21 protein-coding genes and 1 riboswitch are annotated in these 24,720 nt (G+C 47.3%); of the genes, 8 read left to right on the plus strand and 13 right to left on the minus strand.

Features of this window, described 5'->3' with window-relative positions:
* Nucleotides 1–50: 50 nt before the first annotated feature.
* On the minus strand, nucleotides 51–3,599 hold the full coding sequence (locus tag C400_RS0112540) for an LPXTG cell wall anchor domain-containing protein (RefSeq protein ID WP_017427183.1): 3,549 nt from the start codon (nucleotides 3,597–3,599) through the stop codon (nucleotides 51–53).
* Between the two features lie 235 nt (nucleotides 3,600–3,834).
* Nucleotides 3,835–3,915: riboswitch (cyclic di-GMP riboswitch) on the minus strand.
* 50 nt (nucleotides 3,916–3,965) lie between these two features.
* Nucleotides 3,966–4,790: an AraC family transcriptional regulator gene (locus C400_RS0112545; protein ID WP_017427184.1), complete on the minus strand. Its 825-nt coding sequence runs from the start codon at nucleotides 4,788–4,790 to the stop codon at nucleotides 3,966–3,968.
* Between the two features lie 652 nt (nucleotides 4,791–5,442).
* Between C400_RS0112545 and C400_RS0112550 the strand changes: the two genes are divergently transcribed.
* The gene (locus C400_RS0112550; RefSeq protein ID WP_016818853.1) at nucleotides 5,443–6,699 is read left to right on the plus strand and encodes a DUF445 domain-containing protein; all 1,257 of its coding nucleotides are present in this window, start codon (nucleotides 5,443–5,445) and stop codon (nucleotides 6,697–6,699) included.
* 33 nt (nucleotides 6,700–6,732) lie between these two features.
* A complete protein-coding gene (locus tag C400_RS0112555; RefSeq protein ID WP_016818852.1) occupies nucleotides 6,733–7,113 on the plus strand; it encodes a TIGR02328 family protein in 381 nt (126 codons plus the stop codon).
* Nucleotides 7,114–7,212: 99 nt separating this feature from the next.
* Here C400_RS0112555 and C400_RS0112560 read toward each other — a convergent pair whose 3' ends face one another.
* A complete protein-coding gene (locus C400_RS0112560; RefSeq protein WP_017427185.1) occupies nucleotides 7,213–7,887 on the minus strand; it encodes an NAD(P)H-dependent oxidoreductase in 675 nt (224 codons plus the stop codon).
* 184 nt (nucleotides 7,888–8,071) lie between these two features.
* On the opposite strand from C400_RS0112560, the gene C400_RS0112565 reads away from it, so the two are divergent.
* Nucleotides 8,072–8,482: a winged helix-turn-helix transcriptional regulator gene (locus C400_RS0112565; protein WP_017427186.1), complete on the plus strand. Its 411-nt coding sequence runs from the start codon at nucleotides 8,072–8,074 to the stop codon at nucleotides 8,480–8,482.
* A gap of 69 nt (nucleotides 8,483–8,551) precedes the next feature.
* Here the strand turns inward: C400_RS0112565 and C400_RS0112570 are convergent, their stop codons facing one another.
* The 5 genes from C400_RS0112570 to C400_RS0112600 form a co-directional block, all read right to left on the minus strand.
* Nucleotides 8,552–9,799 (minus strand): stalk domain-containing protein, encoded by a 1,248-nt coding sequence (locus C400_RS0112570; RefSeq protein ID WP_017427187.1) that lies wholly within the window; start codon nucleotides 9,797–9,799, stop codon nucleotides 8,552–8,554.
* 249 nt (nucleotides 9,800–10,048) lie between these two features.
* Nucleotides 10,049–10,798, minus strand: a complete 750-nt coding sequence (locus tag C400_RS0112575; RefSeq protein WP_017427188.1) for a YcnI family copper-binding membrane protein — start codon at nucleotides 10,796–10,798, stop codon at nucleotides 10,049–10,051.
* Between the two features lie 31 nt (nucleotides 10,799–10,829).
* Nucleotides 10,830–12,506, minus strand: coding sequence for a copper resistance CopC/CopD family protein (locus C400_RS0112580; protein WP_232795363.1), 1,677 nt, complete (start codon nucleotides 12,504–12,506; stop codon nucleotides 10,830–10,832).
* 296 nt (nucleotides 12,507–12,802) lie between these two features.
* Nucleotides 12,803–14,653: a bifunctional diguanylate cyclase/phosphohydrolase gene (locus C400_RS0112590; protein ID WP_026065439.1), complete on the minus strand. Its 1,851-nt coding sequence runs from the start codon at nucleotides 14,651–14,653 to the stop codon at nucleotides 12,803–12,805.
* A gap of 283 nt (nucleotides 14,654–14,936) precedes the next feature.
* Nucleotides 14,937–15,530, minus strand: a complete 594-nt coding sequence (locus tag C400_RS0112600) for a DUF5317 domain-containing protein (RefSeq protein WP_017427192.1) — start codon at nucleotides 15,528–15,530, stop codon at nucleotides 14,937–14,939.
* Nucleotides 15,531–15,734: 204 nt separating this feature from the next.
* On the opposite strand from C400_RS0112600, the gene C400_RS0112605 reads away from it, so the two are divergent.
* The 4 genes from C400_RS0112605 (at nucleotide 15,735) to C400_RS0112620 (ending at nucleotide 20,257) form a co-directional block, all read left to right on the plus strand.
* Complete coding sequence (locus C400_RS0112605) at nucleotides 15,735–16,964, plus strand: multidrug effflux MFS transporter (protein WP_017427193.1); 1,230 nt, start codon at nucleotides 15,735–15,737, stop codon at nucleotides 16,962–16,964.
* 113 nt (nucleotides 16,965–17,077) lie between these two features.
* Entirely contained in the window at nucleotides 17,078–17,428 is a 351-nt protein-coding gene (locus C400_RS0112610) for a metal-sensitive transcriptional regulator (RefSeq protein ID WP_017427194.1), read from the plus strand.
* A 54-nt stretch (nucleotides 17,429–17,482) separates the two neighbouring features.
* A complete protein-coding gene (locus tag C400_RS0112615; RefSeq protein ID WP_017427195.1) occupies nucleotides 17,483–17,683 on the plus strand; it encodes a copper ion binding protein in 201 nt (66 codons plus the stop codon).
* 117 nt (nucleotides 17,684–17,800) lie between these two features.
* Nucleotides 17,801–20,257 carry a heavy metal translocating P-type ATPase gene (locus C400_RS0112620; protein WP_017427196.1) on the plus strand — a complete coding sequence of 819 codons (2,457 nt, stop codon included), beginning with the start codon at nucleotides 17,801–17,803 and terminating at the stop codon, nucleotides 20,255–20,257.
* Between the two features lie 13 nt (nucleotides 20,258–20,270).
* On the opposite strand, the gene C400_RS27800 is transcribed toward C400_RS0112620, so the two are convergent.
* Nucleotides 20,271–20,495, minus strand: coding sequence for a hypothetical protein (locus tag C400_RS27800; protein ID WP_128574137.1), 225 nt, complete (start codon nucleotides 20,493–20,495; stop codon nucleotides 20,271–20,273).
* 50 nt (nucleotides 20,496–20,545) lie between these two features.
* Here C400_RS27800 and nfsA point away from each other — a divergent pair, with 50 nt between their 5' ends.
* The gene (gene nfsA / locus C400_RS0112625) at nucleotides 20,546–21,289 is read left to right on the plus strand and encodes an oxygen-insensitive NADPH nitroreductase (RefSeq protein ID WP_016818839.1); all 744 of its coding nucleotides are present in this window, start codon (nucleotides 20,546–20,548) and stop codon (nucleotides 21,287–21,289) included.
* Between the two features lie 176 nt (nucleotides 21,290–21,465).
* Here the strand turns inward: nfsA and C400_RS0112630 are convergent, their stop codons facing one another.
* Genes C400_RS0112630 through C400_RS0112645 form a run of 4 tightly spaced genes read right to left on the minus strand, consistent with a single transcriptional unit; the run spans nucleotide 21,466 to nucleotide 24,369 of the window.
* On the minus strand, nucleotides 21,466–22,311 hold the full coding sequence (locus tag C400_RS0112630) for a TatD family hydrolase (protein WP_017427197.1): 846 nt from the start codon (nucleotides 22,309–22,311) through the stop codon (nucleotides 21,466–21,468).
* Nucleotides 22,304–23,257 (minus strand): ABC transporter ATP-binding protein, encoded by a 954-nt coding sequence (locus tag C400_RS0112635; protein WP_017427198.1) that lies wholly within the window; start codon nucleotides 23,255–23,257, stop codon nucleotides 22,304–22,306. The genes C400_RS0112630 and C400_RS0112635 overlap by 8 nt, the downstream gene beginning before the upstream one ends.
* 45 nt (nucleotides 23,258–23,302) lie before the next feature.
* Nucleotides 23,303–24,079 (minus strand): ABC transporter permease, encoded by a 777-nt coding sequence (locus C400_RS0112640; RefSeq protein WP_017427199.1) that lies wholly within the window; start codon nucleotides 24,077–24,079, stop codon nucleotides 23,303–23,305.
* Entirely contained in the window at nucleotides 24,076–24,369 is a 294-nt protein-coding gene (locus C400_RS0112645; RefSeq protein WP_016818835.1) for an MTH1187 family thiamine-binding protein, read from the minus strand. Before C400_RS0112645 ends, C400_RS0112640 begins: the two co-directional genes overlap by 4 nt.
* Nucleotides 24,370–24,720: the final 351 nt, after the last annotated feature.

Below are 24,720 nucleotides of genomic sequence, written 5' to 3' on the forward strand. Positions count from 1 at the left end.
GTCTCATTCCACTCGGGAATGAGACGGAAGATCAGGCAGGTAGATTGCATTTATTTTTTGTTTGTCCGTCTAAATTTCAAAAATACGCCGCTTATAATCATGGCGATGCCTGCCAAATAAAACGGAACGGGGCTACTTTCTCCTGTTTGGGGCAACTGATGCACCGCAGGTGGCTCCTCTGGCACTTTCTCTGGATCATGGAGACGGATTTTAGGTTTGGGCTCGTCGTTCGGCTCCACTGGAGGAGACGGATCTTGATGAGGCATGACGGCTGGTGGTTCAGGCAGTGCTTTGGGTTCCTCCCGGGCTGCTGGCGGCGGTGTGGGTGCGGGTTCCTCCCGTGGAGGGACAATGTCCTCCGAAGGCCTTGGCAGTGACGGAGGAACGGTTATAGATGGTGTCACGGGCACCTCGGGATCTTTATCATGTTTTTTCCCGGAGCCTCCTGCTGGGGGAGACGGCTCTGGGTGGGTAGGTGTGCCTGGGTCTACAGGTGTTTCGGGTTCGTTTTTCTTTTCTTTACGATTGGTGATCACAACCTTCTTTATGCCAGAGCTTTGTTGGAGTGCTGCGTCTATTCTGATCTCAAGTTTACCCTCTGTTATTTCATACCCCTCCGGTGCTGCCAATTCTTCCAAAATGTAATCGTCATGAAGCAAGGAGGAAAAGATGATTTTGCCTTCCGCATTGGTCGTTTGTATAAGCGGTACTCTTTTTTGTCCCTTATCATAGAGCGCAAACCGGGCGCCAGGCAGTACTCTGTCGGGAGCATCCTGATCCACCTTGGTCAGTTCAAGAGTTTCGGTTACGCCCCCACCAGAACCGGAGCCAGAAGACGTCCGTACGATGATTTCCTGACTGGTTTCCCGCAGTTCTGTCGTCAAACGATCTCCTGCAAAAGCAACCTTGTTGCTCACCTTAGCTTTATCCTCAGCATGAATGAACGATTGATATTCAAGAATAAAAGCAGTGGAAATATCCTTGGCAAAAGTAAGCTCAAAAGTTTGCTGGCCCTGAGTGTCTGTCTTGATGTGAAGCCAGTAATCTCGGTTTTTGATTAATTCGGTGCCCTTGGTGGTATTTCCATTGGCAGCCATGATTGTAGAGTATAAATGGAAGGAATCTTCAATTAAGATTTGGTTGCTGCTAGGCTGATCGACTATTTTAGCGTTGGACACATGTGATTGTCCTTCATTGATACGAATGCTCCAGTCGATCTTATTTCCATTTTGTGCGCCGGCCTTAGACACATATTCCCCGCCATGAGGTACCGTAACTTGGGCTGCCCAATCGGAGACGGTTTTTTGTCCATCCAGTAGAAGAGCGCGATTATGAATTTCCTTTTCAATCAATTCTCCTTCCAATGAAGCTTGAAAGGTAATCCAGTACGGAGTCTGTATCGGCTTCTTGAACTGGATACGCAATTCATTACCATTTTGCTCAGTGGGGAGGATCGTCGTATATTGATCTGCCGGGATTTCAGCCCCTTTTTGTACGCCATCCCACCATCCCAGCAAGGTCATATCGTATACTTTTACGGAGCCAGGCAGTAACCTCTGACCTTGCAATAAGACATCTCTCACTTCCGCATGATTCAGGATCTTGCGATTATAGTTGGCTTTAATATCCCAGGTAATGAGTTTGGAGCTCGCATCATAGCTTCCTTGCTTGGCCCCGTTCCGTTGTGTCATAAAGTCCGGCCAGATCGGGCATTCCACCTCATGCGACGATGTTTCACCATTTTCATACTGATAATCTATAAAGGATTTGTTGCGAAATTCGGGCTTCGTCGTATCTGTTTTCCAATCATTGTTGTAGAGAGTTGAATATTTGATCGTATAAGCTTTCTGAATCGTTTTATGAAAAATAAGTGTAAACCCTTGTTTATAGTCTGCTGATCGTGGAACTAGCTCATAATCCATGGGCGCGAGTAGTTCCGTTGTACCGTCAACACTTTGAATTTTCAGGGTGTCGGGCAACAAGGCGAGGCCCCCATTAGGGAACACATCCTTAATGACAATATTTTTCATGGTGTATGAGTCTGTATTAATGGTGATCACCCAAGGTATGACTTTCGTGTTGTAATTGGGCGTGTCATACATTTTAGTCATAACTCCGCTTGTGATTTCCGTCGATATGATCTTCTGGGTTCCATCTGTGGCGATGATGTTTGTAACTTTTTCATCTTCATAGACGCGGCCTCTAGCCTGGGTCTGATATCGGATGGTATAGGCTGAATCTACGTCGAAGTTGAATTGAAGTTTGAAGCCGTTACGGTCGGGATAGTCAACCGGGATGACGGTGTACGCCCACGATGGAAGCTCCTCCAGTGTATTTCCCTTAAATACTTTCAAAGAACCGGGCAGCAATTTTTGAGTTTTGTTGAAATGATCAATTAAAAGGGCTTTGGCTTCGGGGATTTTTGTCTCGCCAAAGTTATATCTTATGGCCCACGAGAGTGTTTGTGTGGCATGATCATACTTTTCAACTTTTTTGGACAAAAATTCACCACGCTCCACCTGAACCGTAGCGGTGGCAGCAACGTTATCTATCGCATCTCCTGAAAGCGTCGCTGTGTTGGAAAAGCGAGTTTCGTTGCCAGTAATGCGGGTGGAGTATTGGATCTGATAGGCAGTGCTAATGCTAGCATCTTGAAAATGAATTGCAAATCCGGTCCCGGCTTGATCCGATTCAATGGCGTATTTACTCGCATTCACTAGGTCTTTGACAACGGTCGTGCCATCGATATTGACTTGCAGATGATAGAGTCGGATAGAGCCTCTCACGAGTTCCAGTCCTGAAGGAGTTGGATCAGTAATGAGGGCGTGTTTAACGGTGTTTAGCTGTTTGTTCACATCAATGGCCCAGTCGATCTGGTGGGTGCCATTTATTTTTCCTTGCTTGCTTAAAGTTGGCCCTGACTGGGGTTTCACATTTACGATGACCGTTTGAACCCCGCCCTTAATTGGAATCGCAATGATGACTTCTGTGCTGCCTTTCACCGTTTCTTTTGTGAATTCGGTTTTAATTTGCAGTTTGCCGCTGACATGGGAATGGTTCTCTACATATTGGTTAAAGGTCATGATGACCTTACCCTGACGATCTACTGTAAAGAACCCCACGGTCCCGTCTGTAGTCACTAGCGGAGATGAGATATCAGTGTAGATGACAAACTGTTCTGGTAAGTGAAAGGTGAAGGTATCCCCTGCTTTATAAGCATCGTCAGGAAGCTCCCATTCATAGCCAAGTTGGATGGCTGATCCAATGTCGAACGTACTACCTGGATTATATACCGCATCAATGACACGTCCGGCTTCGTCCGTTAGAATCAACTTCGTTAGTATACTCTGGGGAGCTGCTTCCTTTTGAGACTTTGAATGAGCTGCTCCTTGCACGGAAGGGACAGTGTTTGGCGGAACCTCCTTAGGGGGTTCAGGGTTTGGGACCGCATATACAGCATCCGTAACGGTTGTAGGATCGGATACAGCACTGTGCGGCAGTTCAGGGGCAGGAGGATCTGCGTAAGCCAGTGTGGTGCTGAAAAAGCTTTGGACAATGAGCAATAAGGCAATAATCATGACATTTATTTTGGTTCCCATGCTCCAAGTGATTCTCCTATTCATCGTAATATGGCAAGCTTCGGCGGTTATGTTGTGTTATATTGTTTTCCTTCCCTCCTCCTAGTTCGAAATTAGTATATTCAGCATGCTAGGTTGACATGACTACCCCAACAGAAAAAAACCTTGATCATAGTGATCAAGGTTTTTTCTTCGAGAGAGGTATAGCAATTTTGTGATGGAGCTATGTAAAAAGGCATAATAAAAAGCTCGTTCACCTGGTAACTGGCTGCCATCCGAGTAGGAAGGCCCTATAGTTTTGCGTCACTGTCTTTCGACAGCTTTGCCATTAGCTTGAATAGCTTGTGCGTCTATCGTCTATCAAACGGAGTACAGGAGACCTCCTATTTACAATTTGGAGCGGTTTCCCCATTTTTTACGGAAGGAATGAGGTGTTTCCCCTACATGTTCCTTGAATAGGTTGATAAAATGGCTCGTATTGGGAATCCCAACGTACCTTGCGATATCCACAATGGATATGTCACTGGTTTTAAGCCATCCCTGAGCGGCTGTGATCCGGACATTAATGAGATAATCAATTGGAGAAAATCCAATCTGTTTTTTGAAATTTTTAGCAAGATTAAATTTGTTTAGGTTGAACATGTCTGCCAGCGAGTCCAGCGTAATTCGCTCACAGTAGGACTGGTCCAAATACTGCTGCACCTGACGTACTTCGCTGAGCGTTCCAGCATTTACATACCGATGATCATAAGGATGCTGCAAAATATACGTCAGTATTTCACCAATGAGTCTGGACGTCAGCAGCTCGCCGGAAAGGCTTCGATCAGACTGCCCGCAGATTAGAGCATGCAGCTTGTCCAATATAACATATGGATTGTGCAGGGATATTACCGGTTTATTATGCTTGGCAAATTGTTCGTAAAAATGTTCGATCAGGTTGCCGTACAGGTATAAGCTGATAAACTCCCAGGCTTCATCACCGGAGGTGCTATATTGTAAATATTCATCGCAATTAATAAAAAACAAATCATGAGGCTTTAAAATATATTTCTTGTCCCGGTACAGTAATTCTCCCTTACCAGACAGCGTAAAAACAAGCAAAAAGGAGGTGAGTTCTTTCCTTTCTATTGTAAAATCAGAGGTTTTTTGGAAATAGCCTAATTCCTGAATATATAAAAGGGATTGCTTGGCAAAAGCGGAGGGAGTGCGCACAATTACGACAGGTTCGCCGTTCCAGAGGCCCTCGATGTTTTTTTTGGTCTGTTGTCATATTCAATTCCTTTACAAAAAAGCAATTTTATCTAGCTTATCTTGGTTTGATGTACCAATATATAATGGCTGATTAAACATGATTTACTATTTAATAAAAGTTTATTTTATCACATTAAATATGTCTATATATCAAAATTTGTGTGTGAGCTTTATAGAAGCCTCGCTTCTTATGGATATTCAACCTGGTTATCCGTATAAAAGGTCGAATATTGTTGAAAGAATTCTGAGGTCATCATGGATTCAAATCCTTTCCGGGGTCAAATATAGGATAGTGTTGAAAAAAATATCTTACATGCCCATTCAACTTTTCCATTCACTTCTCCTTTCGGTTTACGAAATTTAGGACTTGGTTCTGATAAAATGGTTCGTAAGGCTTATTATTGAAAATGAGATTTTGGACCCAGTGTTGTGATTTGGTTCACGAACATGAATGTAAAAAAGAGAGATATATGCATAAAAAATTACGCAAAAAATGTCCTTATGTGTTGAATTATAAGTGCTCTCAACTTTGGAAATTACACAGGCAATGATATGATGGGTAATATATGTATAGTTGCTTAACTTATCGATAGTCAGTTTGGAGGATTACAGGATGGAAAAACCCAAAAATACGAAAACCGCAGCGGCTTGGTCGCTCGTTATTCTAGGGGCAGGCTTTGCAGCCACCGTGCCCTTCCAGCAATATGGCTGGGCTCGATTGTTAGCCGGAGCCTTTGAGGCAGGACTTGTAGGGGGACTGGCAGACTGGTTCGCTGTCACAGCATTGTTCCGTCATCCGCTAGGCATCCCGATACCACATACGGCGCTTCTCCCTAAAAATAGGGACAAGCTCACGAATGCATTGGTGAATACGGTGGAAAATAACTTGCTGAACAAAGACAGCATTGCTTCTAAAATCGCGGACATTCGTTTGGCGGAGCTGATGCTGGGCGGTGTGGAAAAAGGATTGCGTACACCAGAAGCAGCAGCATCGATAGATGTGCTCGCCAAGCGGCTCGTCCAGTCGCTCCCGCTCGCGGAATTGGCTCCGATTATCGTGGCTGAGATCAAGCGACAGGTGACGGACATCGATGCCGGACCACTACTGGAGGCGCTTGCCCGCCAATCCAGTGAGAAGGGCTATGATATTCGTGCACTGGATTACACGCTGGAGCAGGCGGAATCCTGGCTTTTGCGACCGGAAACAGGCTATACACTTGGCACCTTAGGGATGCAGGCTGTCAGTGGTTTGCAGGTGAGCGGGCTGATGCAATTTGCCTTGAACGCCTTCCTCGGCTATCTGAACGAAGAGCGCATGGGTGAAATGATTCGTCATTTCCTGCTGGATCAGGTAGCAGAGCTGCAAAGGGAAGAGCATCCGCGCCGTCTGGCAGTGATCGACGGTCTAAGAACACAGGTGACCCGATTGGCAACGAAGGATACGGTTCAGGAAGGGCTGAACGGCTGGAAGGATAGCCTTATTGAAGCTTGGGAAGGCGAAGCGTCCGTGCTCGGTAAAATGGAAGAGCTTCGTACCCGCTTATTGAACTATATGGAAGACGAAGACTATGTGCCGACCTACATTTTACCGTTACTGGATCGGATGCTGGCTGATTTAAGAGGGAATACCGAATTGCTGGACAAAATTAATGCACGAATCGTGGAAGGAATTACTAGTCTCGTGGAAGCCAATCATAGCCGGATTGGTAACCTGGTGCGCGAAAATGTAGACAAAATGGATAACAAATCCCTGATTGCACTGATGGAGGACAAACTGGGACAGGATTTGCAGTGGATACGTATTAACGGCGCAGTAACAGGCTTCCTGATCGGTATTGTACTGACAGGTATCCGTATGCTAATCCAATAATACAGAAAAAGCTACAGATAAGGTTGTGGAAGCATGAGGCTTTGGCATGAACAATTGATTGGCAAGCTGCCCCGTCCCCAACTGTTGGGACAACATCGTGAGTGTTGTGCCCTGCGGGGGAACGGGTGGGGAAAGCCACACGCCACAGTGAATTATGTGTTCGACTATCACCCCATGCTGCTGGTACGCTATCATAAGCTCATTATGGACGAAATGAAAAGCAGAGGATACAATGTTGATCCACTATGGGAACAGCCATTGTATCGTGGTAAGCAGTGTGAACCTTGGGAAGCGGAGCTAGGCGAGGAACTGGCAGGCGCGGACGCATATGTGGAGCATGATGACGAATATATGAAGGAGTGCCTGGATAACCTGGCTTCCAAAGGAATTTTAATAGAGATTGAAGTGATCTAAAAAAGCGGGCTGCGGTGTGTTCATCATTCAGATGAAGCGCCGTAAGCCCGCTTTTTAGATGCTTTAATGTCCAAGGTTTGGAAGGGTATGAGTCGCAGGTTACAGGACCCAACGTGTAACTTTCTCCAGTGGTTGTCTGGATTTTTCCCGCTTGGGTTCATGAGCACGATAACCGAAGGCAGCGATGACTGAAATATCCAGCAGCCCGTCCTCCAGCAGGCCTTCTTCCTCCAAAATGGCATGCACCTGATCATAGTTAAAGCCTTCAATCGGGCAGGAATCAATGCCGATCTGAGCTGCCGCTGTCATCATATTACCTAAGGCAATATAAGTTTGCTTGGAGGCCCAGTCGAATAACGTGCGTTCGTTTTCCAGCAGGCGTTGGTTTTCACCTTGGAAAATCTTATAGCGGCCTGGTAGGGAGGCAAAGTCTTCGTCAGACATACCCTTCACCTCTTTATACATGTACTCCACGTAAGGTGAATCATAACGGACATCCTTACGTGCCAAAATCAAAACGACATGGCTGGCCGCTGGGATCTGCTTTTGACCACCACTGGAAACCGCAGCCAGTTTTTCTCTCAATGCCTGATTTTGTACGACTACAAACTGCCAAGGTTCAAATCCTACGGAGCTTGGGGAAAGTCGTCCAGTTTCGAGAATGAATTGAAAATCCTCCTCCGGTATGATGCGATTAGGGTCGAATTCTTTCGTGGCATGTCTGAATAGAAAGGCATCCAGAATTTCCTGTTTTTTATCTGATGTATTGGACATGAAATGTACTCCTTTAGATTTGGGTTTAGTTGGTGCTCCATTGGTTTTCTGCTACTATAATGAGAGTTGATATCGAATATATAGTCATCATATAGAAAGTTTTTTGCGGGAACAAGTACGCACATATTTGTACCTTGTAGGTCTGGGGCTATTAGTCTACAACCTGTAGAAAGAAGGGGAATACATGGCACAGGAGATGGAACATACAGTTAGCGTTAATTTTGGGTGTCCTGTCGCGACAACTGTTGGGATTATAGGCGGCAAATGGAAGGGGGGCATCTTGTATCATTTGACCACAGGACCACGGCGCTATAATGAAATTCGACGGACCCTCCCTAATATTACACAGCGGATGCTAACCTTGCAGTTGCGCGAATTGGAGCGTGATGGCATTGTGCACCGTGAAATTTATAACGAGAACCCACCGCGTGTGGAGTACTCGCTTACCCCGTTGGGAGATACGCTAAGACCGTTGCTGGATTTTATGAGAGACTGGGGTGTCTTCTACGGAGAACAGGGTTGCGAGCCTGTGGCGACAACTTCCAAGTCAGGCAAGCATTTTGCTAAAATAGACATGAAAAAAGCCCACCGATGATTTCATAGCAGACGCATGAGAATCATTAGCGGGCGGAATAAGAACGGGATATCTTTATAAAATATAATCTTATTTAAACTCGATGGCTTCGTTCATCTGTGCCCAGGCTGTTTCTCCGATGATGCCCAGACGCCAGATCGCGATTCCTTTGAGGTCATAACGTTTGGCTAAACCGATCTTGGCGTTAACGGTGCTGCCTTTTTCGCTACCCATTGAAATTCCCAAAATGAGCTTATCCCGCGAGGTTTCCTTCAATGCCAGTTTTATGGCTTCGTCCACTTTATCTAGTGGCTCAGGCGTAGATTTTTGTCCGTAATCATAGGCCATGATGATCAGATCGTCCGCCAGATTACCCAGCGTCTTGTAATCATAACCAGTGTAAGAGCTATTCAGCGGATGCAGAACGACGGTGAGCTTGAGTCCCGCTTGATGCGCTTTGGCCGATAACTTTTTAATAAAAGCGTTGTAATCAGAACGAGCTTTGGCCTTATCGCCGCTCCAGCCTAATCCTTCAAGATCTAACGTAATGCCCTTGAACTGCTTATCGGTGGCAGTGCTGACGATTTGGGAAATGGTTTGTTCTTGAAGCTGCGTATTTTCCAAAACCTTGGTTAGCTCATGATTACCGTCTACAGAATAAACCATCAGGTAAGGGGAAGTCCCCTGGCTATCTGCTTCTTGTAGAATAGACTCAGGCGTTACAGCTCCAGCGGCTTGAGGCCATTTATATTCTTTGCCGGTCGTCGTGAACTGTCCGTTTGTATCAATTCGGCTCCAGCCGAAGGCAACGGCATTAAAATTCGGTATTTTGGATTTTTGGTCAAAGGAAGACAGCGCATAGAAGCCTACAGTATACATAGCTTCACGTGGCGATGTAATAGAGACTGTCCGTGTTCCCTGATTCCAGTTGACTGTGGCTCCAAACTGTTGCCCGAAAAAGCCCAGCGGAATCATCGTGCTGCCGCGCACGGTTTGCGGTGCGGCTGTTAGTTGAACGGTTTGTCCGTCTACTGTGGCATTGCGGCTCCCCATTTTGAGAACCACCTGCTTGGTTGCATTGCCTTGTGCTTTGGTAGCGGTGATGCTTTGGCTGGCTTGATCCCATTTCACTGTAATGCCCAGAGCCTCAGAAATTGCGCGAAAGGGAACCATCGTCGTGCCGTTCATCATGGCAGGCTGTACAGGGAACGGCAATGGATATCCGTCCAGCATGATGCTGATCTTACCCGCATCCGCTTGTGCCATAGGGCTATAGATTCCCGCTGCGGTACTCAGAAGGATAACGCTAGATAACAAAGCCTTATTTACGATTTTCATCCTATGATCTCCTATGCTCAATAGATTGCAATGCTATCATGTTAGAATCGTGAGGTTTCTACCATTTTACCAAAAAAATGATAGATAGGTGAATGTGAAATGATAGGATGAGATAAATCTGAGTATTTGTTTAAGCTGAATAGTATAAGAAAAACATCGTTATTTTTCATATAAAAAAAAGCTGACACCTTTTAAAACGGTGTCAGCCTTTTCTTTTTAAAACAGTTTTATATTTTATTGTAACCCAGATTATTTGCGGCGTTTGAGTGCAATGCCGACAGCTACGGCACCAAGAACGACTGCAATGATCGAGAGGACAAGTGCTGTGGTTTGTGTAGCAGAGCTGGCTGGAGCAGAAGCAGCAGGGGCAGCCTCAGCAGCATTGTCCGAGGTAGGTGCGGTGCTGCTGCTATCTTTAGCCGTATCTGTGTTTGCATGACCCTCTGCGGTGCCTGCCGAATCATGTCCGCTGTCTGCGGCAGGAGCAGGAGTTTCCGGTGTGGCATCCGCCGTGATTGTAGTAATGGAATGAGGATTGTTACTTCCTTCATCGCCTGTCCATTCCACAATACTTCCGTCACTGTAATATTGGAAGGCGTCCCAGGCTGCTGCAGTATTCTGATCTGCATTTTGTGCTACAAAGCTGAACCGTTGGTACTGACCCGCTTGGATTCCGTCTTTTTCGGACGTCCAGGTGACGGTAGTTATTTTGCCAGAGCTGTCTTTTTCGGTGGCTACCTTCCATTCCGGTACTGGCTCGTATTGTTTGAAAACGACCTCTTTGGGAATTTTCAAGGCCACTTTAGTGGTTGGAATGTTTTTTTCCACAGGCACTTTCAACGTGTACGTTTCCCACGCATTAGGTTGTGAAACGGAAGGCTTGACCGTCACATGCGCACTGGCCATACCTGCAAAAAGCAAGGCACCAGCCGCAATTAAACCCATGGAAGTTGCTAACCTGGAAAACCTGGATTTTGCTGTTTGAATCGTTGTATTCATATTTATTTCGCTCCTTTTAAGAATAAGATAATTATTTTTTACCGTCTACTTGCAGAGTGAATTCAACATCAACCGCATCGAGTGATGCTGTCAGAGCATGTACTTTTACCGCCCATGTTCCTTCGGAGGTTATCAATTCCTGACTGCGGAAAGGCTGTTGCTGCTTCACGGGCAGAACAAATTCCTGTTGATCTTGGTCAGGATTAGCTGGCATAAGCGTTAATGTGACCTGCTGGATTCCTGAAACGGCAGCCCCCTTGCTATCCTGAACGGATACCTTAAATTCATTGCTGCCCACAGCATTAGGGCTGACTGCCAGTGTAACGCTGTATTCGCCAGTAGTGCGAGTCTCCTCAAACGGTACAGCAGGTGCCTGGCCAGGTGACAGGTGAGTGAGCACCGCTGCCAGTAGCATCACGAGCAGACCGACGGACAGCTCGGTACGCAATCCTCCGACGGCTCGCTTGCTCGCCGCCGCTTGCCGAGCGCTGCGAAACTGGCTGGCTGCGAAGACCAGCATCACTAGCAGTAGCGCTGCTTTACCAAGCAGAACGAGTCCATAGGATGTGTTCAGCAGCATGGAGGGAGCCGGAATGTACAGCACCGCTCCATAGATACCAGTGGCGAGTAGCGCCGCCACCATAGCCATGCCCCAGCCAGCGAAGCGGCGCAGGGCCGTTTGTCGCAGAGTTGCCTGCACGGATACAGGGAGCTCCAATCCGGCAACAGGCAGGCACACCACCATGACGGCAAGTGATCCGATCCAAAAAGCTGACGCTGCAAGATGGACGAAATCTGCCACAATGGCTGGAGCCGGATGGGTGGCTGCTGCCGGATGCCCGACAAAGGCCTTGGACAGCATGAGGCTCAGCGTGAGTAAAACGGAGCTGTAGCCCCAAACACGGCGCTGGCGATCAGAAATGCTGGGATCGATCGCATAAATTAGCGTTACGCTTAGAAGCAGCACGAGAATCATCTGGATAAACCAGATTTTCCCTGCTCCCGTAAATTGAAGAGCTTCTCCCAGAATAGGGAGTGAGAAGCCCTCCCCGATGGAAACTCCGGCATCCCAAGACGCCTGAAGCGGTAGGCTAATTAAAATGACAGCAGACGTTATGCCGTAGCCGCTCCAGAGCAGCTTAGTCCAACGGGGTAATGTGTCAGAGGGTCGCTGACTAAGCATCTGCTGTTCACTGCGATTCTTGGCTCGGTTTATGCTCGGTAAGAGGAACAGTCGGAAACAAATCGCTCCAAACAGCAGCGATAACCCTATGTAAAGGAGCCAACGGACAGCAATTAAGTCGATTCGTGATGTCCCAGAGCTTTCAGAAGGGGTAGCTTGATCGGTATACGCATTGGAACCGCTACCTACTTGAAATGGAATCACTCCATTGACTGGGTGTCCATCTGCGGACAAAGCTCTCCAAGTGATGGTGTAAATTCCATTCTTCACCCCTGGAATCAATTGGATCTCCATGGTGGATGGGTGCTCTGGATTGAGCTGTGCTTTTCCTGTGTCGACCCGCTTGCCTGTTTCATCAGTCACTTTGATGGACATGAAGGCAGACTGCAAATCTTCATTGAAAGTGATAGTCACCTGAGAAGGGGACTTGTCCAAAACCTGATTTTCGGTCGGGCTGGATTCAACGACAAATGCATGAGCCCACGATGAGTGAGGAAACAGGAACAGAAGAGGGAGACACAGCAATAAAAGACAAGCCACACGGGCTGGTCTGGACAGGTACAACATGCCTGTGAAGTCACCTTCTCTCGATTACTTGAAGCGAGGATATCCTCATTTGTAGCATTTTATACGGACAAACCAATTCCTATCTTAATCATAGTGCATATAGCGTGAATAGATGGAGCGAATTATGACATTTATATGAAATTTGAAATAATAAGCATGATGCAAAATGGCAATCTTATAAAAAGTCCCTACTGTGAAAGAAATCGCCTGGATTTCATTCGCGGTAAGGATAAAGTGGAATAGTGTATGAGACATTAGATGCCTGCTTCTATAGACTGCGTGAAAGCAGGTTGCTTATGTTGAATATATTGGATAAAAATAGCCGTTAGATCGGGATCGAATTGGCTCCCCGAACAAGTACGCAATTCTTCGATGGCCTCCTCGAATGTTTTGGTCGGTTGATAGGGACGTTCTGTTGTCATCGCGTCAAAAGAGTCGATGATCGTCAGCATCCGACACAGCCTTGGGATTTGCTCGCCCTTAAAGCCAAACGGATAGCCTCCCCCGTCATAACGTTCATGATGCAGCTCCACAAAAGGAACTAAATCTATGAATCGTTCATTGGCTTCGACAATACGTTTGCCCCACATGACATGAGCTTGTACCATCCGCCATTCCTCGCTAGACAGCTTCTCTTTTTTATTAAGAATATTCCAGGGTATTTCCAGTTTGCCAATGTCGTGAATGAGGGCTCCCAGTAAAAAACGTCGCTTATCCTTCGGACCGAGCTGAAGCACATCGCTCATGTCCGCTGCATATCTGAATACCCGTTTGGAATGCTTGAAGGTGTTAATATCCTTGTACAAGAATAGATTAAGCTGCTGCTCCAGATCACGAATATCCTGTCCGAGATCGACCTCACGTTCCACTTCATTTAGACTGCCGTGTGTATGAACGATATTTTTGCCCTGTTTCTTGGCATAGTACAGTGCTTTATCCGCTAGATCGACCAGCTGTGATTTGTCGTAGATGTCAATGCGGCTTTGTGCAATGCCTGCGGAGAAGGACAGACACCCGTGTGGGAAAATTTCAACTCCCTCGTAACGGGAATCATTCAGTTTTTTTCGGATAGCATTGACCTTTTCATAAGCTTGTTCAGCAGTATGATCGGGCATAAGCAAAGTGAATTCTTCTCCACCATAGCGGGATACGGTAATATGAGTACCGAACGTTTCCTTTTTGAGAAACTCACCGAGAAACCCCAGTAGCTGATCGCCCTTGAGATGACCGAAGTGATCATTGTATTTTTTGAAATCATCAATATCAATCAGCGCCAAACTTAGGGGAGTATTCTGCGATCTGGATGTATTTAGTTCAGCTTCAAGTGTATTTTCAAAGTAGCTGTGATTGTACAGCCCTGTTCTGCGATCCGTGTTGGCTTTTTCTTCAATCTCACGATACATCGTGAACATTTGCTTGAACGCGTGGGATAAGAGCATGCTTAGCCCCAAGAACAGCAAAAGTCCTAAAATGCCGTTGTAATAAATCAGCGTGGTTAAGACCAAAGACAGGATGAGTGTACATAAGTATACAAGCAGGGATTCTGCCAAAAAAGCCTGTTTGAGCTCATTGAACGACCCTTTATATGCGATATAGAAGTAGATGCCCAAGGTGATTGTGTTTACCGTAAAGTAGCAGATCAATGCGAGCAGGTAGGAAGCAAAATGGTCCTCGTTCAAGGCTCCCTGCGTTCCGCCGCTTAGTTCGAACACGGTTGACGACAGGAAAATGGAAAGTGCGTAAATGGAAAAATTGACGGCATGTTTCCACCAGGACAGTTCTGTATGCCGAAACGCAGCAATGATCACATTGAACAGCAAAATCAAAATGGCAATTTCAGTGCCATGCACAAAAATACAAGCGAGGTACACGGAGGAATCCATGGACTGCTTGTTACTGGCTGGTGGCAACTGGAATGTAAAATGCTCCAGAATCAGAACTGCTCCCAACAGGGAATAGATCGTGACCCACTCTGTCGTCGAATAGTGCAAAAAGGACCAACGGTTCGTATACAAGAGAACGATCAGGCCTACCATACACATGAAAAATACGTATATTCCCGTCGTGGTAACCCGTTCTTGCAGCTTTTTTAATATACTCATCATTTTTTCTCCTGCCTTGTCGTATCTTGATGTCAAAGCTACCAGGGGTGAATGGGATAATTTACAATTTTGTAATCGAAAATTTCACATGAAAAAACAGGCCGGAATCCAGCCTGTTTTGTTGAGCCTGTGCTTCCTTTTTTTCTTTATCGGTGACTAGCCTCCAATTTTGTAACCGGAAGTCAAAGCGATTACGACAGAAGCAACGATAATAGCATTGATAATCACACGGGAGTATTTCAAGTTTTTCATACGGTTCCCTCCCTTCCTTGGAATAAGCTCTGAACTAGGCATGGTGGGGGTTGGTTTCTTGTTGATTATCCTTATTTCTTTTTACGACCATCACATTTTGGATAAACAGGAACATCCCGAAGTTCATGACGACATCTCCAATACTAATCACCTGCGTGCGGGGATAGGGCTTGGAAAGGGGAATGATGTCACCAAGCAATGATAAACGTGTGCTCGCATCCATCATGTAATGTTTCGAGATGACACTGCCGGATTTAAGCATATCTGTATAATAAGGACCCAGTACTTCAGAAGCGCTTAGCGAGACCGGCATCCTGCCGCCATTCACTGCCATAACGATAAAATTCATCAACACGCCGATTAAAATAAGCTTGAATCCCTTATGATGTCTGTTCAACCAGAGAAATATCAATCCGACCACGTAGACTCCCATAAATAGATACCCATTAATGGCTGCCAGCCAAGCCCACTTTTCCTGAGCATAAAAAATAATGAATTGAACCACCAGCAGCAGGGGGAACATCCAACCGGCTATAAGGCGAATATGACTGAAACGGATCAGACCTTGCCGCCAGCCTCCTCTAAACAAGCCTACAATGAGACCCAGCAGCACTCCATCATAGACCATTATCATTCTCCAGATTCTACAATTTTTTTTGTTTTGGTTACCGTGTAATTCGACCTGAAATTGGTAAATTCCTGCCTGATTTATAGCAATTTTGAAAAAAAAATCGCGGATTAGCGTGTAATTATTCGAAGCCAGATGAAATGAATGATATCATAATATATTGAAGTCATTATTTATATTTTAGTGAAAAGGATGATTATTATCATGAATCGGTTATCCAATACGGTAATGGTTGCCGCAGATATGACCAAATCACGAATATTATGGATTGCCTTTGTTCTGGGTGCATTAAGTGCCTTCGGACCATTGTCCATAGATATGTATTTGCCGTCACTGCCTACATTAGCCGACAATTTGCATACGACTACTTCGCTGGCACAGCTTAGTTTGACAGCCTGTCTGTTGGGACTGGCCGTTGGTCAGATCGTTGCTGGTCCGCTTAGCGATGTGAGGGGTCGCAGAGGACCGCTGGTGATTTCGCTTATTCTGTACGCCGCGGCATCGCTGTTATGTGTGTTTGCTCCAAATATCGCTGTGCTTATTGCGCTTCGCTTTATTCAAGGGCTTACAGGATCGGCGGGGATCGTGATTTCCAGAGCAGTGGCCCGTGATTTGTACTCGGGCAAAGAATTGACACGCTTTTTCTCACTGCTCATGCTGGTGAATGGTGTGGCTCCCATTGCTGCACCTGTGCTGGGCGGTGTCATTTTGAATTTTGTTTCCTGGCGCGGTGTTTTCATGGTGCTGTGTGTAGTTGGTGTGGCCATGCTAATTGCCGTTGTATTGGGCCTTCCAGAAACGTTGCCAACGAACCGTCGTTCATCCGGTGGCTTGAAGCAGACGCTGGGAACACTCGGTCATCTATTTGCAGATCGGCGCTTTATGGGTTATGCCCTCTCGCAGGCACTGATTACAGGGGCTATGTTCGCGTACATCGCTGGCTCGCCTTTCGTGCTTCAGGATATTTTCGGGGTTTCTCCTCAGACGTATAGCATCATTTTTGCGGTGAATGGTTTGGGTATTGTACTGTTTTCCCAGTTGACGGGTAGACTCGTGGGTCGATTTAGCGAACGACAGTTGCTCTTGTCAGGTCTGGTGATTGCGGCTGTAGCCGGGATCAGCTTGCTTACCGTAGCTTTTACCGGAGGCCAATTGTTAGCTGTATTAATTCCGATGTTTTTTGTCGTATCCTGCGTAGGTATTGTGAGTACAACGACGACTTCACTGGCCATGCAGAGTCAGCAGCGTTCCGCAGGCAGTGCGTCCGCCATGCTTGGCTTGCTGCCTCTATTGCTGGGCTCCATCGCTTCACCGTTGGTAGGCTTGGGTAGTGGAACAACCCCCGTACCGATGGCGGTTGTTATTGCTATAGCTGAGCTTGGTGCGCTGTTAAGCTTTGTTGTACTTGCCAAGGAAGCACGCTCAAAAGTGTGAAACAAGGCAAAATGGTGACATTTTTCAGGAATGTTGACATACCCCATGGGGGTATATTATGATGGGGATATATTAAATGCATGAGTGCATTACACCACACAGGAGGCTGATGTATGGCTGAGGAGCAACCTGTTTCCCACACTGAAGTCCACGGGACTCATTGTGGAACAGATGGGGAGAAGACAGTTAGAAAAAGTCATCATTCGGCGGAATTCAAGAACAGCCTTGTATCCCGGTTAAACCGTATTGAAGGGCAGGTACGCGGGATTAAGGGCTTGATTGAGAAGGACACTTACTGTGACGATGTGTTGAACCAGATTGCGGCTGTTCAGTCGGCCCTGAATGGTGTCGGCAAGCTACTGCTGGAAGGGCATATGAAAAGCTGTGTCATTGAGCGCATGCAGGCAGGAGAGCAAGAAGTGATTGATGAGCTATTAATTACGGTTAAGAAGCTAATCCGTTAAAAGTAGCAGATATACACATTATGGGTATGGACGTACCTTGAGGAGGAAACGAAAATGGCACAAGTTACATTGAACGTAGAAGGCATGAGCTGCAATCATTGCGTGAAAGCCGTAGAAGGAGCTTTGGAAAAAGTAGGCGCTACCGGCAAGGTCAGCCTCGAAACGAAACAAGTAAGTGTAGAATATGACGAATCCAAGCTGAGTGTTGAAGCGCTGAAAACAGCCATTGAAGACCAAGGCTATGATGTTGTTTAAGATTAAGATGCTGTATGATGCGTGAACAGGTTTGTTCGAAGAAGAAGCTTCCTTGTAAGGAGCTTTTTCTTTTTGAACACAATATACCCCACTGGGGTATGTAGAAGGAGGACTACCATGGAAAACCGTGCGACCGACGGTGATAAGCATACAACGCTTCATATTACGGGGATGTCCTGCGCAGCCTGCGCAAGCCGTATTGAAAAAGGTTTAAACCGAATAGACGGAGTGGCGCAGGCTAATGTGAATTTGGCATTGGAGCAGGCGTCTATATCCTATGACCCCAAGCAGGTGGAAATCCCTGAATTCCGCGATAAAATTGCTTCTCTTGGTTTTGGAACTGTGAGTGAAGAAGCCAATTTGAATGTGACGGGCATGACTTGCGCAGCCTGTGCAGCTCGAATTGAAAAAGGATTAAACCGAATACCAGGCGTAACAGGTGCTACGGTTAATTTGGCGATGGAAACAGCTCATGTGGAATATTCTGCTGGGAGTACTACGGTTAGTGATCTGGTAAGCAAGATTGAACAGCTGGGCTACGGAGCGATCCCACAGAGTGCTGAGGACAATATTGCGGATGTTCGCAGTAAGGATATCCAACGTAAAAAATGGAAGTGGATAATATCGGCAGTGCTGTCGCTTCCGTTATTGTGGGCGATGGTGGCTCATTTTTCCTTTACCTCATGGATTTATGTACCAGAACTGTTCTTGAATCCATGGTTTCAACTTGTACTGACAACACCCATTCAGTTCATCATTGGATGGCAGTTTTATGTGGGTGCGTATAAAGCGCTTCGCAACGGCAGTTCAAATATGGATGTGTTAGTTGCACTGGGTACGTCTGCGGCTTATTTTTACAGCTTGTACCTTACCCTGCGTCCGTCTGATGTCATGGAGGGAATGGCGGGAATGCCTGTCATGACCATGCCAGAGCTGTATTACGAGACAAGCGCGGTACTCATTACGCTTATTCTGGTCGGTAAATGGTTCGAAGCGGTAGCCAAAGGACGTTCGTCTGAGGCGATCAAGAGCTTGATGAACCTACAGGCGACAACGGCACGTGTGGTACGTGATGGACAAGAGCTAGATATACCGATTGAACAAGTGCGTGTGAAGGATATCTTTATTGTGCGTCCAGGGGAGAAAATTCCCGTCGATGGTGTAGTCGTGGATGGGCGTTCGGCAGTGGATGAATCCATGTTAAGTGGCGAGAGTCTTCCGGTTGAAAAAGGAGAGGGTTCCCCAGTCACAGGAGCCACGCTCAATAAAAACGGAGTACTTCGTATCCAGGCTGAGCGTGTGGGTGGTGATACGGCGTTGGCCCGTATTATTAAGGTCGTGGAAGATGCGCAAAACTCCAAGGCCCCGATTCAGCGGATTGCGGATCAAATCTCGGGTATCTTTGTTCCCATCGTAGTTGCTATTGCCGTGATGACGTTTCTCGTCTGGTTTTTCCTTGTGACACCGTCTGATTTTGCAGGATCATTGGAGAAAATGATTGCAGTTCTCGTCATTGCTTGTCCTTGTGCGCTCGGATTGGCTACCCCAACGTCCATTATGGCAGGATCGGGACGTGCCGCTGAGTACGGTATTTTGTTCAAGGGCGGCGAGCATTTGGAAATGACCCGTTCCGTCAACGCAGTGATTTTGGATAAGACAGGTACGGTTACGAACGGCAAGCCAGAGCTAACGGATGTTATGGTTGGCGCAAGCAGCCTGGCTGAAACGGATTTGCTGCGATTGCTCGGTGCGGCAGAAAAAAGCTCGGAGCATCCGCTGGCAGAAGCTATTGTAAAAGGGATTGCTGATCGAGGTATTGAGCTAGTGAGCCCGACGGATTTTGAAAATATTCCGGGTTATGGTGTGAAGGCCTCTGTGGAAGGCAAGCAGGTATTGGTGGGCACACGCCGGTTAATGAGCAGGGAAGGCATCGCGATTGATGACTCAACCGAGCAGCAAATGAATGAACTGGAAGGCGCAGGGAAAACGGCGATGCTTGTCGCTGTGGACGGTTCCTATGCCGGATTAGTGGCCGTCGCGGATACAATTAAAGAAACGTCACGAGAAGCTGTTGTCCGTCTGCGGGCGATGAACATTGAAGTCATCATGATTACGGGTGACAATGAAAGGACGGCGCGGGCCGTTGCCACCCAGGCGGGAATTGAACGGGTGCTGGCGGAAGTGTTGCCTGAAGGAAAGGCCGAAGAGGTAAAACGACTTCAGGAACAGGGCAAGATCGTAGCCATGGTCGGAGACGGTATTAACGATGCGCCGGCGCTGGCTACAGCTCATATAGGGATGGCAATGGGCACGGGTACAGATGTGGCCATGGAGGCTGCCGATATTACGCTCATGCGTGGTAACCTAAATAGCATTCCGGACGCGATCGAAATGAGCCGGCGGACCATGACAAACATACGGCAAAATCTGTTCTGGGCGCTCGGTTATAACGTGATCGGCATTCCGATTGCTGCTTTAGGCTTTCTTGCTCCATGGTTGGCGGGAGCGGCCATGGCATTCAGCTCTGTTTCGGTCGTGCTGAATGCGCTGCGTCTCCAGCGCGTGAAGCTGTAAATGTTTTGATGTATTAGGCAGACGCATACTGCTGGATATTTGCAGCAAGATCGATTTGTAATTTGGAGCAAGTACGCACAATTTTAGCTTTGTGCATACTTGCTTTTTTGCTAAGTTTTTCATTTGTGTAATCCATGGTGCCATCTTTCATCGCGTCAGGTTGCTTATCATTGGCGAAAGTTTCATAATATTTGTAGGAGTGCCATGCAAGTATGCAAGAACCTTTTCGTGTACTCACAGCTTGAAGCAGATAAAGAGCTTATATTATGGATTAGGAGTGAAGCCGTCATGAATGATACGATTTCCTTGTTGATGAACCATCGGTCTGTTCGAAAATTCAAGTCAGACCCCATTGCCGACGAGCAGCTCGCAGCTATTGTGGCAGCTGGCCAAATGGCATCCTCGTCCAGCAATGTGCAGGCATATACCGTTATTGCCGTTACCGAGCCTTCCTTAAAAACAAAACTGGCCGAGTTGGCAGGAGGGCAGGCTTATGTTGAGCAATGCCCTACATTTCTGGTGTGGTGCGCAGACCTGTATCGTTTGAAGCAGGTGACGATTCATCATCAGCCAGGCCAGCCTTCCTACGAAGGGTCCGTCGAAAATTATACAGTTGCAACCATTGATGCCGCGTTAGCTGCACAAAATGCAGCGGTGGCCGCTGAATCACTCGGCTTGGGCATCGTTTACATCGGGGGCATTCGTACTAAAATAGCAGAGGTATCCGAGTTGTTAGGGTTACCAGAGCTGGTATATCCAGTGTTCGGTATGTGCATTGGTGTACCGGATCAGGAAACGGGCTTGCGTCCACGTCTTCCACTGTCCGGTGTTTTGCATATGAATGGTTACGATAAAAATCAGACGATGAAAGCTGTAGAGGTATACGACCATACATCAGCTGAATATCTGAAGGAACGTACGGGCGGTCAACGCTCTACACCTTGGTCTGAGCAAATGGCGACGAGATTGACCGAGCCAGCGCGTTTGCAGTTGAAGCCATTTTTGGAACAGAAGGGTTTCTTGAAGCAATAAAGTGGAGCAACGTCAAAAAACGTTGCAATGGATGAGCTGCATTTGAGCAACACGTGTATGTAAAATTACAAGAACCTCCTTAATTACGCATGATAAAGTTTCGCGTATATAAGGAGGTTCTTTGCTTTGACTACAAGTTATGGTTGTGAGCCTTTTAGTAAATAGCTGATATGCCTTTATGAATTGGACAGGGAGTAGAAGCGGCTCGTATTATCATAAAACAATTGACGGACAGTAGCTTCATCTTGACCGGTCAGCTTGCTATACTCGCGAATGACCTCGGCAGTCATCCGTGGATGTGTCTGCTGTCCGGTAAAAGGGCCCTCGAATGGCCATGGGCCGTCTGTCTCTGCCATGACCTGATTAGACGGATACTGTCTTGCCAAACTGCGGATTTCTTCTTCGTACAGGAGATCCGGTGTGAAGGACACATAATAGCCATTACGGGCCATACGTTTGGTCGTGGCGGCAGAGCCCTTGAACCAGTGAAAATGCGCTTGCGTAACGCCGTGACGTTCCAATAGGTCGCAGGCCATGTCTGCATCTTCATAAACGGCGTGCAGCACGATGGGCTTGCTATGCTTGCTTGCAAACTGGATAAAACGCTCCAGTAGCACTATGTAGGGAGCGAGGTAAAAAGCATCTCCGCTGCGTGAGGCTTCCAGCCGATTGTAATAGGGCAAGCCGACTTCACCCACCGCGACCATCTGCTGTACATGTTCGTCCATCCAGTGGAACAACAGGTCAAGCTCGGCTTGTGATGGCAGAGCCTGTTCTGGATGAAAGCCGAAGGCTGGACGTACTAGCCTGGGCCAACGCTCAGCCAGGCGCAAGTTGGCTTGACTGGAGGCTAGATGCATGGACACAGCTACGATGGCTTCTACATGGTTGTCGACAAGCGAAGCGAGCAATAGCTCCTGTTGTTCAGGTGGGTAACTGTCTACATGAATGTGTGCGTCGATTAAGGGAACAGTTGCTGCGACGTTCAATCTCAATGCAGAGTGCACATTCCAATCATTCATAATGGTTTACCCCGCCGTCAGAGGTGTTTTTACGGACACTTTCAGCGGTGTCCATATCGCCGTCCAGTTTGTGCTTTTCCTCACGCATCCAGCCAGTCATTGTCCGCTTCCATTCCATAAAGCGTGGATCGAGGGTGATTTCTTCCCTACGCGGGCGAGGAAAAGGAACGTCTACGACATGCATCACTGAAGCAGGTCGCGCCGACAGCACATAAATGCGGTCGGAGAGCAACAGCGCTTCTTCAATGCTGTGGGTAATGAACAGCACAGAGCGGCGGTTCTTCTCCCACATCCGCAATAACCATTGCTGCATATCTGCGCGTGTCAACGCATCGAGTGCGCTGAACGGCTCATCCAGCAGCATTAGCTCCTGCGGGCTAAGCAGGGCGCGAAGAAAGGCCGCCCGTTGCTGCATGCCACCAGACAGCGTATGCGGATACGCCTTCGCGAACTTGCCCAGCCCAACCTGCTCAAGCCATTGCAAGGCTTCTTTGCGCCGTTCACGTTCGCTGACGTATCGGGACTCTGCTACTGCATCCTTTCGCGGTGCATTTTCCTGCCCGAGTAGTATGTTATCCAGCGTCGTGCGCCACGGGAAAAGGGCGGGCTGCTGTGGCATATAGCTAATATGACCGCGTTCACCAGTCACGTCCTGTCCATGCATACGAATACGTCCCTGCTGCGGCTTGAGCAGCCCGCCGATGATGTGAAACAGCGTACTTTTGCCACTGCCTGACGGACCAATGAGGGAGACAAATTCGCCCGGCTTAACGGTAAGGGATACATCCTGTAGTACAGGCAGTGAGCTTCGCTTTTCCCGGAAGGCGAGGCTGATCCCGTCCAATTCCAAAGCAGGAGGAGCAGGTGTCATTACCTGCGGTTCTCCGGCTTGTTGCTGTTCATCAGCCACAGGTGGTGATGTCAAGTCCGTCGGATGCAGACTCATATGTGCCACGTCCTTTCATTAATGCTTTAATGCAATATGTGGAGGCTATTCTTGATCAGGCTTCCAGCGCACCAACCATTTCTCCAGTAGTAGAATAACGACAAACATCAGTAAGCTGAGTGTAACAATAATCCCGATAGCGGCAAAAATGAGATCCGTACGATAGGCAGATTTTTGCAGCAACATATAATATCCAATTCCTTCACTGGCCCCAATCCATTCGGCAATAATCGCGCCCATCACACTGTAGGTAGCAGCGATTTTAATGCCAGAGAAGACTTGTGGCAGGGAGTGTGGCAGCTCCAGCTTCATAAAAATAGCCCTGCGGCTTGCACCCGACATCCGCATGTAGTTCATCATCATACGATCTGTCCGTGTCAGCCCGTCCATGGCTGCTACAGCCACTGGAAAAAAGCATACTAATGTAATGACCATAAGCTTGGGCAGCACGCCAAAACCGAACCATACCATGAGCAACGGGCCGAGGGCGATAATCGGAATGTTTTGGCTAAGGATCAGGAGCGGGTACAAAGCAGATTTGAGAAAAGGAATCGTATGAAGAACGATGGCGATCAGCAGTCCCATTGCTGTCCCTATAGCAAACCCCGCAAGCGTCAGGCGAATCGTAGCCCATGTATGGGCACCAAGCAACGCCGACTGCGCCATACCCTCTTGTACGATTAGGGATGGAGCTGGCAGCAGCCAGGATTCAATATGTAAATAGGAAACCGCTCCCTGCCAAGCCGCTAAAAAGAAGAGGACCGCCACAAGGGGCGGCCATACGCTTTTCCACCAGGATGCGTTCTTGCCTTTCGGATTCATGGGCGATACTTCTCGGTCAGCTTGTTCATGCTGATACCCTGTGGGTTATGTGCAATTTTGATCTGTGAAATGACGCTGGGACTTCCAGCTTCCGTCAAAGCCTCGTGCATTTCTTTAACCACTTTCAGCAACTCGTCGAGCTCGCCCTCCATGGTCGTATCCAATGGATTCACCTGATGTTTGACACCGGAACGCTGGATGACCTCAATCGCCTTGTCTACATAGGGGTAAGAGTCTTCGTTATTAGGTGTTTTAGGGATTACTTGAATGCTGAGCAGTGTATTAGCCATGTGAATTTCACCTGTCCTTTATTGGAGTGTTAGTAAAAAGATATGGTGGTTTAAGGTGGGGAGACCGCTTCGCGTTTCATTTGATCTTACGACCGCTATTGCCGTGAGATTCTATGGAAAATTTTTTAAAGGTAAGAATTCCCCTGAGCGTATGCTTCCGAAGTCAGCTTTCCTAAAGAAAGCTTTCAGGCGAACGCTTCGCTTCTCCAGATTCAAGTGAACCGCTACGCTACTAATCGCCTTAAAAGCACCTTATTTTTAAAGCTAGGTTGTACAGTATTTTGTACGGTATTTTCTACATAAGCGCACCTGTTTTTGCGCTTAGATACTATGAGACTAGAGAAATAAACC

The sequence above is a fragment of the Paenibacillus sp. ICGEB2008 genome, from assembly GCF_000307675.1.
Taxonomy (GTDB): domain Bacteria; phylum Bacillota; class Bacilli; order Paenibacillales; family Paenibacillaceae; genus Paenibacillus; species Paenibacillus polymyxa.